This is a genomic window from Pseudomonas anguilliseptica (assembly GCF_900105355.1).
GTDB classification, from domain to species: Bacteria; Pseudomonadota; Gammaproteobacteria; order Pseudomonadales; family Pseudomonadaceae; genus Aquipseudomonas; species Aquipseudomonas anguilliseptica.
This window is the reverse complement of sequence record NZ_FNSC01000001.1, coordinates 4,878,515-4,891,455: the sequence shown is the minus strand read 5'-3', so window position 1 is coordinate 4,891,455 and position 12,941 is coordinate 4,878,515. Positions and strand designations below refer to the sequence as shown.

Genomic DNA, 12,941 nt, shown 5'->3' with positions numbered 1-12,941 from the left:
GGCGCTAGTAAAGGTGATGGACCTGGGCAGGGTAGTTCAGGGGCACCACCTTCCCCGTTTTTTAGGAGCAACAACGCGCATGTGTGGTATTGCCGGTCTCATCTATCTCGACAACAACCCGGTATCGCCTGTAGTTCTGCAGCGTATGACGGACGCGATCGCCCACCGAGGCCCTGATGGAGAAGGGCACTGGATCGAAGGTAACGTAGGTCTTGGCCATCGTCGCCTGGCGATCATTGACCTGTCGCCGGCTGGTCACCAGCCGATGGCATCCGTGTCCCAGCGTTATGTGATGGTCTACAACGGTGAGGTCTACAACTACCGTGAGCTGCGCGTCGAGCTCGAGGCCTTGGGCTATCAGTTTCGCTCCCGTACCGACAGTGAGGTGGTGCTCAACGCATTGATGGCCTGGGGCCCGAAAGCGCTGGAGCGTTTCAACGGCATGTTCGGCTTGGCGCTGTGGGATCGACAGGAGCAAACACTGCTGCTTGCCCGGGACCGCTATGGCATCAAGCCGCTCTACTATTCACTTCAGGGGCAGACGCTGGCCTTCGGCTCCGAACAGAAAGCTATTCTGGCGATGCCGGAGTTCCGCCGAAGCATGGACAAGGAAGCGCTGCTGGAATACTTCACCTTCCAGAACATCTTTACTGATAGAACCCTCCTCAATGACGTCAAGCTGCTACCGGCTGGCCACTACGCAATCTTGGACTTGAAACGTAAAACACTCGCGCTGCAGTTTACTCAATATTGGGACTATGACTTCCGTGAGCCAAAGCACAAGGCCAGCGACGAAGAGTATCGTGAAGAGCTAGACCGTCTCTTCAAGCAAGCTGTTAACCGTCAATTAGTTACGGATGTTGAGCTCGGTAGCTACCTGAGTGGAGGAGTGGATTCAGGTTCGATCACCGCGATCGCTGCCAAATCCTATCCCTACATGAAAACCTTCACCTGTGGCTTTGACCTCAACTCGGCCTCGGGAATCGAAATGGGTTTTGATGAGCGCAGTAAGGCCGAATACATGTCCTATCACTTCAAGACCGAGCACTATGAGATGGTGCTAAAGGCAGGTGATATGGAGCGTGTACTGCCGAAGCTAGCCTGGCATTTGGAAGAGCCGCGTGTGGGGCAAAGTTACCCGAATTATTATGCTGCCCAGTTAGCCTCAAAGTTTGTAAAAGTTGTAATGTCTGGTGCTGGTGGTGATGAGTTGTTTGGTGGCTATCCGTGGCGTTATTATCGTGCCGTGGTCAACGACGACTTCGAGCATTATATCGACAAGTACTATAACTTCTGGCTGCGACTGATCCCGAATAATCAGATTAAGCAAGTGTTCGCGCCTATCTGGGATGATGTTAAGCACGTGTGGACTCGGGATATTTTCCGGGACGTTTTTAAGCATCACGCGGACAATCTCTATACTCCCGAGGATTACATCAACCATTCGTTGTACTTCGAGGCCAAAACCTTCCTCCATGGCCTTCTGGTTGTTGAAGACAAGCTCAGCATGGCGCACGGGCTGGAAAGTCGTGTGCCGTTCCTAGACAACGACCTAGTTGATTTCGCAATGCGCTGTCCGGTTCATTTGAAACTGAATAACCTGTCTCAAGTCATTCGGTTGAACGAGAACGAGTCTGGTGGCAAGTCCGCCAAATATTTCCAGAAAACTCACGATGGCAAACAAGTGCTTCGTGACGTAATGGGTAAATATATTCCAAGCGATATAGCAAAGGCAGAGAAGCAAGGGTTTTCTGCGCCGGATGCAAGTTGGTTCAAGGGTGAAAGTATTGATTTCGTCAAGAAGAAGCTTTTGAGTCGTGACGCCTTGATCTACAAGTTCATGAGCGAAGAGGCAGTCGGAACTCTGGTTGGCGAGCATCTGTGTGGCCAAGAAAACCGCCGTTTGCTGATTTGGGCCCTGTTGAATACTGAAGAATATTTGGAGGCATTTCATGATTAGTCTTACTATGCTACAACGCGTCGAAGAGCTGTTTGGGCTTGAGCCTGGTGCGTTTGCCGGCTCGAACTTCTTCTCATTTAATAAAACGACTGATTTTGAAGCCCAGGCCCAAACCAACGATGTGTTCAGTGAAAAGTGGGTTTCCTATAACGATAGCGATGAAAAAGAAAATCTGTACCAGTTGTCGCGCGATTGGTATCTGAGTCTTTATGGTTTTGTCAGCGAAGCCGAACTGGCTGCTTTCCTTCAACGGCAGAAAGTGATTTTCGATGCAGGTTGCGGCCTGGGATACAAAGCCGCCTGGTTTGCTAAGCTGGCGCCGGAGTCCATCGTTATCGGCATGGACTTTTCCGACGCTTCGCTGTGTGCGGCGAATAATTACCGGGATATTCCAAATCTGTTCTTTGTCAAAAGCGATATTGCCGACACCCATTTTGCCGATGGCGCTATCGATTACGTAAGTTGTGATCAGGTCATCATGCATACCGAAGATCCTGACGCAACATCCCGCGAGCTGTCGCGCATCACCAATACTGGGGGGGATTCGCTTGTTATTTCTATGCGAAGAAAGCCTTGTCCCGGGAGTTGCTCGACGATCATTTCCGCAGCTATTGCAAGGAGCTTTCCTCGGAAGACTTGTGGACAATGTCACGTCAACTGACAGACCTTGGCAAGGTGCTTTCTGAGTTGAATGTGAAGTTTACCTCGCCAGATATTCCACTGCTCGGTATCAAGGGCGGGGAATACGACATTCAGCGGTTTATCTACTGGAACTTCCTGAAATGCTTCTGGAACCCGGATCTGGGAGTTGAAACCTCCGACGCGATCAATTTCGATTGGTATAGCCCGAGCAATGCTCGTCGCTTCTCGGAGGCCGAGGTGCGCGCGCTTGTTTCCGAAAATGGCCTGCGCTTCATTTACTTCCATAGTGAGCCGGCTTGCTACAGTGGCCGTTTTGGCAAGTAAGGGGAGTATATGAGGGTTGTAGGAATTGCCGCTTCGGTATTTGGCCTCAAATGTCTGGAAGCGTTGAAAGGGGGGGCGGGTTGTGAATTGGTCGGTGTGATCACCGCGCCGCAGAAGTTCCCGATTTCCTATCGGCCTTCCGGTGTAACGAACGTCCTTTTCGCAGATGTTTCTGATTTTTGCGCGAATTCAGATATCCCCTATACCGTCATGACTGGCGGAATGAACGACGAAGCCTTGTTGGCGGAAGTCAAGGGATGGCAGCCTGATATATTTATCGTCGCCGGTTGGTACCACATGCTGCCCGCCTCATGGCGCAACATCGCGCCCGCTTACGGTTTGCACGCCTCGCTGTTGCCAAAATATAGCGGTGGCGCTCCATTGGTATGGGCGATCATCAATGGCGAGCAGAAAACGGGCATCACCTTCTTCCGTTTTGATGCAGGTGTGGATAGCGGCCCAATTGTCGGGCAGAAAGCGGTGAGTATCGACCCGACAGACACCATCGCAACTCTCTATGCAAAGATTGAACTGCTTGGTCTTGAACTGATTTCCGAGGTGTTACCGCGTCTTGCCTGTGGCGACGCGCTCCATCTGGTGCAGGACGAAAGCCAGCGCAGTGTTTTCCCTCAGCGCTCCCCGGAAGACGGGCTTATTAATTTCCTGCAGGACGCCACCAGGCTCTATGACTTTGTCAGAGCACAAACCAAGCCCTACCCGGGCGCCTTCTTTGTCATGGATGAAACAATTGTAAGAGTTTGGGCTGTTGGTGCCGAGCGGGTACGTCTGGATGGCGTCGAGCCTGGCCCGTTCAAGGCTTCTGATGGCAGCCTGTATCTGGTCGGTCTTGGCGCCATCGGGCTGAAGATCTATTCGATGAATGTTGAAACTGCCTGAAAGTTGGAGCTTTGTTTATGTGGCGCGCTACCGTTCGACGAGGAATCAAGGCGTTAGGACTTGCCTTTGGTTCCTTGGTTTTCTTTGTATTGCTGCTGCCGGTGGTTTTAATCGGCCGGCGCAATAGTGCCAAGCGGGTATCATCCCCTCATCTGGCCTGGGGGGATGCGCCGATTATCAGTAATCCTTACTGGGCAAGGATCATGAAGTCGGCTGGCTACAGTTCATGCGGTTTTACCGATGGCTACTGTTACACGATCAACAAGCGTGAAGACTATGATCGGCTGCTCGCTGATCACTTCCCAGGCGTTCCCTACGAAGGCAAGAAATTTTTAGGTTTTCTCCGGTGCCTGTTGGAGTTCGATGTATTTTTTATTTCCTTCAATGGCTTCCTGCTCGGCGGCACGCCATTCTGGCGTCTCGAGAGTCATGTGTTCCGTGCCGCCGGCAAGAAGGTGGTGGTCATGCCGTTTGGCCTTGACTCCTATATCTACAATCGGGTCAGGTCTACCGAGCTGCTCCATGGGCTGATGATGTCGATTCCTGGACCGGCAATACGTCAGATGCGTATTGGGGCAAAAGTCGATTACTGGTGTGAAAAGGCTGATGCTGTCATTCCTGGGATAATGTGGGCCGATGGTTTTGGGCGTTGGGATGCTCTTGTCCCAAGTGTCGTTTCGGTCAATGAAAGTGAGTGGGAAGTTTCTCAACGCAATTCGCCTGCTAACGGTGTTGATGATGTCGTCTATATTGCGCATGCACCAAATCATCGTGGCTTCAAGGGCAGCGAATTCGTTCTCGAAGCCGTTCACATCCTCAAGACCGAAGGAATTAAGGTTGAACTGATATTGATTGAAGGCAAGCAAAACTCAGAAGTAAAGCGGATCCTGCGAGATGAGGCTGATATCTTGGTCGAGCAGATAATCTGTCCTGGCCATGGGTTGAATGCTTTGGAAGGCATGGCATCAGGCCTCACCGTCGTGTGTAATCTGGAAAATGATGACTACATATTGCCTTTACGTCGCTGGTCGTATTTCGGCGAATGCCCACTGGTTTCTGCAAGTCCGGAAAACCTAGCGGAAGTGCTTAGGAAATTGATCTCTGCACCGAAATTGAGGCAGCGATTGGGTCGGGCGGGCCGGGATTACGTCGAGAAGTATCAAGGGAGCGCAGCAGCGGTATTTTTCTATGGAAAAGTAATTGACTATATTTACGGAAGAGAGACTTCAATTATTCAGTTATTCCATCCGTTGCACAGTGCAAGGATGAAGGAGCTCGGCAAGGTCGATCATCCGCTTATTAACAGCCGACTTCCCTAATAATGAAGCTACTGTCGCTTTTGCTGAAAGATTCTTTATTTTATGGCGGTGCTGACTTTGCGGGAAAAATAGTTGTCTTTCTGCTATTTCCTCTCCTCGCAGGGCTGCTCTCGCCCAGCGGATTTGGTTATATGGAGATTCTCTATGTATCCTCGGCGATGCTCGGCTTTTTTGTGCGTGGTGGGTTGAATAACTCTATTCAGCGTTATTATTGGTCTGAACAATACGGCACGCAGCAGAAAAAGATACTTGTAGGGACCGGACTGCTGATGGTATCTGCCTATGCTGTCGTTCTGCTCGTAGTGATGTTTCTGTTGCGCGATTGGCTCGTAGTGATTTCTGGGGAGCTGGGTGTGGTATTAACTGCAGTTGGTGTGTTAGCAATGACCCTGCTAGCGGTTGTTACTCAGTTTCAGCAATTTTTTCTCGATGTTATGCGTCTTGGGTTTCTGAAGCTGAGCTTTCTTGGATTCAGCCTCTGTTGCCGCATAACGGTCTATGTAGGGGCGTTCCTGTTAGTTTTTTTTGGTGTCGCAGATGTTGATGGATTTATTTTGGCGTTGGCCATCGGTGGTCTGATATTTTTGCCCTTTGGTTGCTATTTGATTAGGCGTGCAATACAGCTGAAATTTGACTCATCTGTTGCCAGAATACTGTTCAAATACGGTTACCCATTTATTTTTGTCGATATTGCCTACTGGCTATTTTCCTCCATAGACCGCTGGATGCTAGCTTCTATGAAGGGGCTAGATTCAGTCGGAGAGTACTCCGTTGCTTGGCGTATGGCGTCCATAGTGATGTTTATTTCAATGGCTTTCGGTCTGGCTTGGAGCCCGCATGCAATAAAACTTAAGACGGATCTCCCTGAGCAGTATAAACAAATCTATTCGGTTGTACTGACCGCTGTTCTAGCAGTGTTTGTCCTAATTGCTGGCTGTGCGTCAATTTTTTCCGGAGAAATTCTTCATGTACTGTTTGCGGGAAAGTACGATTCAGTGGCGTTGGCGCTCATAATTCTTGTTTTGTGTGTTGTACTACAAGCTACCCACCATGTTATTGCGCTTGGGATATCGCTCGAAGGGAAAACGCACTGGTTTGCCCGGTTGGCTTGGTTTGCAGTTTTAATTAATATAGTTGGGAACTATTTTTTCTTGCCAATATGGGGTGTCAATGGTGCCGCTGTGTCAACTTTGCTTTCATACGTTTTCCTGACAGTTGCTTACTATTACATAAGTAGGAAGCTGCATTATATTCCTTACGACTATATGCGTCTGGCCTTGCTGTTTTTTGTTTTGTGTGCGCTGGTAGTTTTCTCGATAATGCTGCAAACTTATGAGTTGAGTTTTGTTTCGATTTTTTTAAAGGTGTTTGTATTGATTGTTGCTGCGTTTTTCTGTCTATGGATTATGCGTGGTTACCTTGATCTTACTTTGTTAAGGGTGATGAAGTGATCAAGTATTTTTACTATTCTTTTCGTTTCGTATTCGAACTGCTTGTGCTTCCATTTTTGTTTGCTGTGTCATTGTTTTTTAGTCGTACTAATAAGTATGTTGATGTAGGGTTAGGTCCATTCCCTTTGATAAATAATATTTATCACAAGCGTGCCCTTGAGCTGTCTGGGTATAGCGCAGAAACATTTGTTAGTCAGGTCTGGCATATTACCAGCAGCTTTGATGTCCGCTTCGATCAGCACTGGCTGTCGAAAAATATTCTGTGTCGAAAATTATTGCTTAACCTATATATATTCTGCTGGTCAGCGCTGCGATACAGGTCGTTGATCGTTTATTTTGATGGTGGTCCTCTTGGGCAGGGTACTGCGTTTCTGTGGAGACTCGAGCCTTATCTCTATCGCTTGGCCGGCGTGAAAACTGTCGTACTGCCCTATGGCTCGGATGTACAGGTGATGAGCCGATCGCCAAACCTGCAGTTCAAGCATGCAATGGCCGCAGATTATCCTCAGCATCGGATTCGGCATGCACATATCCAGGCGATGGTCGACGTTTGGAGTTCTGTGGGTAGCCACATTGTGGGCGGTTGTGAATGGGTGGATTACATGCATCACTGGGACACCCTGATGATTGCCCACTTCTCCATCCAGCTTCCTGAGCCAATGGAGCTGTCCTCTCCTTCACGTAATGGTCCGCTTAAGTTACTTCATGCGCCTAATCACCGGGAAATTAAGGGGACTCGCCATGTGGTTCGTGCCGTTGAGGAGCTGCGCGCTGAAGGACTAGACATTGAGTTGGTTATGGTCGAGCGGGTGCCCAATGAGGAGGTGCGCCGGTTGATCCTTGATGCCGACGTGGTCGTGGATCAGTTGATCATTGGTTGGTATGCGATGTTTGCTATTGAAGCAATGGCTTCTAGTAAGCCAGTTATCTGTCATCTGCGCCATGATTTAGAGGCTCTCTATGTTGCGACCGAGCTACTTGAGAGTTTTGAGGAAATTCCGATCATCCGTGCCGATGTGTTTACTTTCAAGGATGTGATATGCCGTTTGCATGCCGATCGCAGTTTGCTCACTACGGCAGCAAATCGCGGCCGCAGCTATGTTGAGCGTCACCATTCAGTCGAGGCTATTTCGCTTGCGTTTTCAAAAATTTTCGCAAAATTGATCGGCCCTCCTGAGGGTAATGGGCAAGAGCGCGCATAAAAGTAATTTAGTTGGAGTTGCAAGAGTGGATATTCTAATTACTGGTGCCAATGGACTACTTGGCATTCATGCTGTATCTCGGTTGGCGGAGGAGCATCAGGTTCATGCAGTGGTGCATTCCTTGCCCGCTGAGCCTCTTCCGAATGTGCTCTACTACGAAGTAGACCTTTCTGGCACCTGGGCTCCAGGCACTCTGCCTGAAAAGATTGATGCGGTCGTTCATCTTGCTCAGTCCTCTCGTTTTCGCGAGTTTCCCGAGCAGGCTATGGATGTGTTTGGGGTCAACGTCGCCTCGACCGCTCGCCTGCTGGAGTATGCCCGCTCTGCCGGTGCACGCCATTTCATCCTGGCGTCTTCTGGCGGTGTATATGGTGCGGGCGATGAGGCTTTCAGGGAAAACTCGCCGATTCCGCACCACGGTCAACTTGGATACTACCTTGGCAGTAAGCTCTGTGCGGAGGTATTGGCTGAGAACTATTCTAGTTTGATGAACGTCGCCATCTTGCGATTTTTCTTCATGTACGGCAGAGGCCAGAAGCGCCAGATGCTGGTGCCACGCTTAATCGACAACGTTATCGCGGGTAATGCCATCACGCTCCAAGGTGAAGATGGCATTAAGATCAATCCGATTCACGTCAGTGATGCGGTTGCAGCACTGGAAGGTTGCCTGAAGCTTGAAGGTAGCCATACGTTCAATGTTGCTGGTACGCAGACACTGTCATTGCGCGAAATTGCTTGCACTATTGGTGAGGCCGTTGGGCGTGAGCCGGTGTTCAAGATCGACTCGAATGAGCCTCGTCACTTGATCGCCGATATCGGTGTGCTCAGTGAGGTCTTAGTGGTACCCAAGGTTTGTTTTGCCCAAGGGATTTTGGAATTGGTTCCTTGATGAAAATGTACAAGGTTTTGCATGCCCCCAGCTCTGTTGGAGGGAATCCCCAGGCGCTCAGTCGAGCGCTGCGGCAGTTGGGGGTGCAGAGTTATTCCCTAGTCGTGTCGCAAAATTACCTCGCCTACCCGGCCGATATGGCGCTGCATCGTCCAGGGCAAAGTTTAGTGATGCGAGAGCTGAAGCGAATTGGTGCGATTCTGTTCATGCTCCCGCGTTTCGATGTGATTCATTACAACGCGGGCACTACGTTGGCCAACGCTTATGCCTTCATTTTCAGTTCGCGTCAGGGGGCAAGAGGCTTTCTGCGGCTTTTCTACGCGTGCTACTTACGAATATTGCAGCGCTTTGAAATTACTTATGTGCGCATGTTGGGCAAGGCTGTATTTGTCACTTATCAGGGCGATGATGCGCGTCAGGGCGATTACAGTCGCGAACACTTCGCTATCAACATCGCCAGCCAAGTAGAAGAGGGTTATTACTGTGCCGCCTCAGATGCCTTCAAGCGGCGCAATATCAAACTGCTTTCGAGTATTGCCCATCAGGTCTACTCTGTGAATCCCGACTTGTTGCATGTGCTTCACGAGGGCGCACGTTTCACCCCCTATTCACTTGTCTTTCTGGATGAGTGGATGCCTTCCTATACCCAGGACCAGAACCGGCCTTTGCGTATTGTGCATGCGCCAAGCAACCGTAAAGTCAAAGGATCGGATCTTATCCTAAGTGCGTTGGACCGATTGCGTGCCAAGGGTTTCGAGTTCGAATTACTGCTGGTTGAAGGCATGAGCAATGCCGAGGCGCGCAAGGTTTATGAATCGGCGGATGTGCTTGTGGATCAATTGTTTGCAGGCTGGTACGGCGGTTTGGCGGTGGAGCTGATGGCGCTTGGCAAGCCGGTGCTTGTCTATATTCGGGATGAGGACTTGGGATTCATCCCGCCTGAAATGAAAGCTGATTTGCCCTTTCTCCAAATCACCCCCGTTACCGTAGAAGACGCTTTGCGCGATTTACTGCTGATGCCGCGTGAGTCACTGGTGGCACTCGGCAAGAGAAGTCGGGCGTTTGTTGAGCGCTGGCATGATCCCCTGAATATTGCGCGCGACATCAAGGAAGATTACGAAAATACCCAGGATTTGCATGTAGAGGTCGCCAAATAAGATGTGTGGAATTACAGGGGGATTCTGGCGGGCTGCACCTGCGGGGTTGGATCAACGAATCAATACTTCGTTGGCCGCTATGCGCCTGCGTGGCCCGGATCACCAAGGCTTTGATCGCCACCCGGTCGGCGAAGGTACAGTCGTTCTTGGCCATACGCGCCTTGCTATCATTGATCTTTCCAGTTCTGGTCAGCAGCCGATGTACTCCGCCGATCAACGATTCGGGCTGGTGTTCAATGGCGAAATCTATAACTACCTCGAATTGCGCGTGGAGCTGGAGGCCCTTGGTGCACGCTTTCGCACACATTCGGACACCGAAGTGTTGCTGGCGGCCTGGAACCAATGGGGTAAAGCAGCGCTGCCTCGGTTCAAAGGCATGTTTGCCTTCGCGGTGTTTGATCGCCAGGAAAACTCACTGACCTGTGTTCGCGATGCTTTTGGCATCAAGCCGTTCTTCTATGCGATCGAGGATGGCGCGTTCATATTCGGTTCAGAGCTGCCCGCGCTGCGAGCGTTGAAGAGTCAGCGCGCAACGCTCAACTGGCAGCGTGCCTACGATTATCTGGTGCATGGGGAATATGACTTCGGGCAGGAAAGTTTCATCGAGGGCGTAGTCAGCCTGCTGCCGGGTCAACTGCTGACTGTCGATCTGGCCACACTCAAGGTTTCCAGTCCTGAGATCTGGTGGAAGCCGTCCATCGTACAGACCCAATCGATCAGCTTTGCCAGTGCCAGCGATCAGCTGCGGGACATGTTCCTCGACAATGTGCGCCTGCACATGCGCAGCGATGTGCCGGTTGGTGCTGCCTTGTCCGGTGGTGTCGATTCTTCCGCAATCGTTTGCGCCATGCGCCATCTGGAACCGGACTCGGATATCAACACGTTCAGTTATATTGCCCGGGGCAGTGTCGTCAGCGAAGAAAACTGGGTAGACAAGATCAATGCCCATGTCGGCGCCAGGGCACACAAGGTGATTGTTTCGGGCGACGAACTGGCGGCTGATCTCGAAGACCTGATTACCGCACAGGGTGAGCCGTTCGGCAGCACCAGCATTTATGCTCAGTATCGCGTTTTCAAGAAGGCCAAAGAGCAGGGCATCACCGTGACACTGGAAGGGCAGGGGGCCGATGAGAATCAAGGCGGGTACAGTGGCTATGCGGGGCAGCGTATCCGCAGTTTGCTGGACAACGGGCATTACGGCGAAGCCTGGAACTTTCTGAATCAATGGTCGCAATGGCCCGGGCGCAGCCGTCTGGAAGGCTTGAAGCGGGTTGTTGGGGAATACAGTGACGGGCGCTTGCACGATCTGTTGCGTAGGCTCAACGGTATGGACAACTGCCCTGCATGGATTCGTCCCGGCCCGCTGCGCGAAAGCGGTGTCAATCTTGGTTTTTCTAAGCATGCGCCACAACAAAGCCTGCCTGGACGACGCATGATGAGCACGTTGGCAACCTCGTTAAATACGCGTGGCCTGCTCGGCCTGCTTCGCCACGGTGATCGTAACTCGATGCGTTTCTCGGTCGAGAGCCGTGTCCCGTTCCTGACCACTGACTTGTCCGACTTCATGCTGTCACTACCAGAAAAATATCTGGTTTCACCTTGGGGGGAGACCAAGCATCTTTTGCGCTCGGCATTGCGCGGGATCGTGCCGGCCGAGGTGCTGGATCGCCGTGACAAGATCGGCTTCGCGACGCCCGAGCAGCAATGGTTGATGGGCATGGCCGATACGTTGCGGCCTTGGCTGGAGGAGGATCTGGGGCTGCCGTTCCTTGATCAGACCAAGTTGCTTGAGCATTTCGACACTGTAGTTACAGGCCGTCGCGCCTATACGTGGCAGGTCTGGCGCTGGGTCAACTTTGCCCGCTGGTACGGTAGCTTGCGATGAATGATTTATTACCACGGGTGCTTTATCTGCATCCGGCCGCGGCATTCGGTGGTGCTTCAAAGAGCCTTATCGAGCTGTTCACCCGATTGCACTCGCTGGGTGTGCAGGGTACGGTCGTGACCCCAGACGGTCCGGTTTGCGAGGCTTTTGTCAACGCGGGTATGGATGTACGCAAGGTCAAAGGGCTGAGCCAGTTCGATAATACGCGTTTCAGCCACTATCGCCGTCTTCGCTGGATTATCTTGCTGCGAGAGATCTTTTTGCTGCCGTTTTCATTGGCTGCGCTCTGGCGCTTGCGTCACGAGAAGTTCGATTTGTTGCACGTTAACGAAGTGACATTGCTGCCCTTGGCCATTGTCGCTAAACGGCTGCTGCGGGTGCCGATGCTGGTGCATGTGCGCTCCTTGCAGCGCGCGCCCGGGTCAGGCTTGCGTACCCGGCTGGTCAATGCCTGGCTGCGACGACATGCCGACGCGGTTGTTCCGATCGATCATACGGTTGCAGCAACACTACCGGCAGACCTACCCCTGAGCGTCGTACACAATGGCCTGGGCATTGTGTACGACGTACATACTCTGTCTGTGCGCCGTGCCGATGAGCCCGTACGTGTCGGTTTTCTCGGCGTTCTGATTCCGCTCAAAGGCATTTATGAACTGATCGAGGCGATGCGCATTCTGAAGGCGCGCAAGGTCAACATCGAGTGTCTGATAGCTGGGGAAAACGCTCGTAAGCTCACAGGGTTGAAGGCGTGGGTGCTGCGCAAGTTGGGTTTTGCCGATGATGTGCGTGCTAACGTGGAGCAGATGATCAGCGATCACGGATTGCAGGCACAGGTCCGTATGCTGGGGTTCGTTGCAGACGTCAGGTCGTTGTATCCGCAGCTGGATATTCTCTGTTTTCCCTCTCATCTGGACGCTGCTGGCCGACCGGTATTCGAGGCGGCGTTCTATTCGATTCCAAGTGTGGTGGCCCTGAAACATCCTGTGCCGGACGCGCTGTTGCACGAAGTGACCGGACTGGCGATCCCACATCCCGACCCGCAGCTGCTTGCCGATGCCTTGCAGCGTTTGGCAGAGGATCACGTCTTCCGCCAGACACTGGGTCGTCAGGCTCGCCAATGGGCAGATGACAACTTTGCGATTGAAGCCAATGCGCAGTTAATGCACGACCTTTACCGGCGTCTTCTTTCCAAATCCTGATTCATACAAGGCTTTC

General features: G+C 51.7%; 11 protein-coding genes. All 11 read left to right on the top strand.

Annotated features, from left to right (window positions below; translation table 11 throughout):
• Positions 1-79: 79 nt before the first annotated feature.
• The 11 genes from asnB (BLW24_RS23845) to BLW24_RS23800 are packed head-to-tail and all read left to right on the top strand — an operon-like array spanning position 80 to position 12,925.
• Entirely contained in the window at positions 80-1,960 is a 1,881-nt protein-coding gene (asnB, locus tag BLW24_RS23845; RefSeq protein ID WP_090387484.1) for an asparagine synthase (glutamine-hydrolyzing), read from the top strand.
• Positions 1,953-2,621: a class I SAM-dependent methyltransferase gene (locus BLW24_RS23840; RefSeq protein ID WP_208600212.1), complete on the top strand. Its 669-nt coding sequence runs from the start codon at positions 1,953-1,955 to the stop codon at positions 2,619-2,621. The genes asnB (BLW24_RS23845) and BLW24_RS23840 overlap by 8 nt, the downstream gene beginning before the upstream one ends.
• Positions 2,606-2,926: a hypothetical protein gene (locus tag BLW24_RS26265; protein WP_208600211.1), complete on the top strand. Its 321-nt coding sequence runs from the start codon at positions 2,606-2,608 to the stop codon at positions 2,924-2,926. The genes BLW24_RS23840 and BLW24_RS26265 overlap by 16 nt, the downstream gene beginning before the upstream one ends.
• A 9-nt stretch (positions 2,927-2,935) precedes the next feature.
• Complete coding sequence (locus BLW24_RS23835) at positions 2,936-3,823, top strand: methionyl-tRNA formyltransferase (protein ID WP_090387483.1); 888 nt, start codon at positions 2,936-2,938, stop codon at positions 3,821-3,823.
• A gap of 17 nt (positions 3,824-3,840) precedes the next feature.
• Positions 3,841-5,142, top strand: a complete 1,302-nt coding sequence (locus BLW24_RS23830; RefSeq protein ID WP_090387480.1) for a glycosyltransferase family protein — start codon at positions 3,841-3,843, stop codon at positions 5,140-5,142.
• Positions 5,143-5,144: 2 nt separating this feature from the next.
• Positions 5,145-6,593: an oligosaccharide flippase family protein gene (locus BLW24_RS23825; protein ID WP_090387478.1), complete on the top strand. Its 1,449-nt coding sequence runs from the start codon at positions 5,145-5,147 to the stop codon at positions 6,591-6,593.
• A complete protein-coding gene (locus BLW24_RS23820) occupies positions 6,590-7,795 on the top strand; it encodes a glycosyltransferase family protein (RefSeq protein ID WP_090387476.1) in 1,206 nt (401 codons plus the stop codon). Before BLW24_RS23825 ends, BLW24_RS23820 begins: the two co-directional genes overlap by 4 nt.
• The gene (locus BLW24_RS23815) at positions 7,776-8,684 is read left to right on the top strand and encodes an NAD-dependent epimerase/dehydratase family protein (protein WP_090387474.1); all 909 of its coding nucleotides are present in this window, start codon (positions 7,776-7,778) and stop codon (positions 8,682-8,684) included. The genes BLW24_RS23820 and BLW24_RS23815 overlap by 20 nt, the downstream gene beginning before the upstream one ends.
• A complete protein-coding gene (locus tag BLW24_RS23810; protein ID WP_244161248.1) occupies positions 8,684-9,841 on the top strand; it encodes a glycosyltransferase family protein in 1,158 nt (385 codons plus the stop codon). The genes BLW24_RS23815 and BLW24_RS23810 overlap by 1 nt, the downstream gene beginning before the upstream one ends.
• A gap of 1 nt (position 9,842) precedes the next feature.
• Positions 9,843-11,726, top strand: coding sequence for an asparagine synthase (glutamine-hydrolyzing) (gene asnB, locus BLW24_RS23805; protein ID WP_090387472.1), 1,884 nt, complete (start codon positions 9,843-9,845; stop codon positions 11,724-11,726).
• Positions 11,723-12,925, top strand: a complete 1,203-nt coding sequence (locus BLW24_RS23800; RefSeq protein ID WP_090387470.1) for a glycosyltransferase family 4 protein — start codon at positions 11,723-11,725, stop codon at positions 12,923-12,925. Before asnB (BLW24_RS23805) ends, BLW24_RS23800 begins: the two co-directional genes overlap by 4 nt.
• Positions 12,926-12,941: the final 16 nt, after the last annotated feature.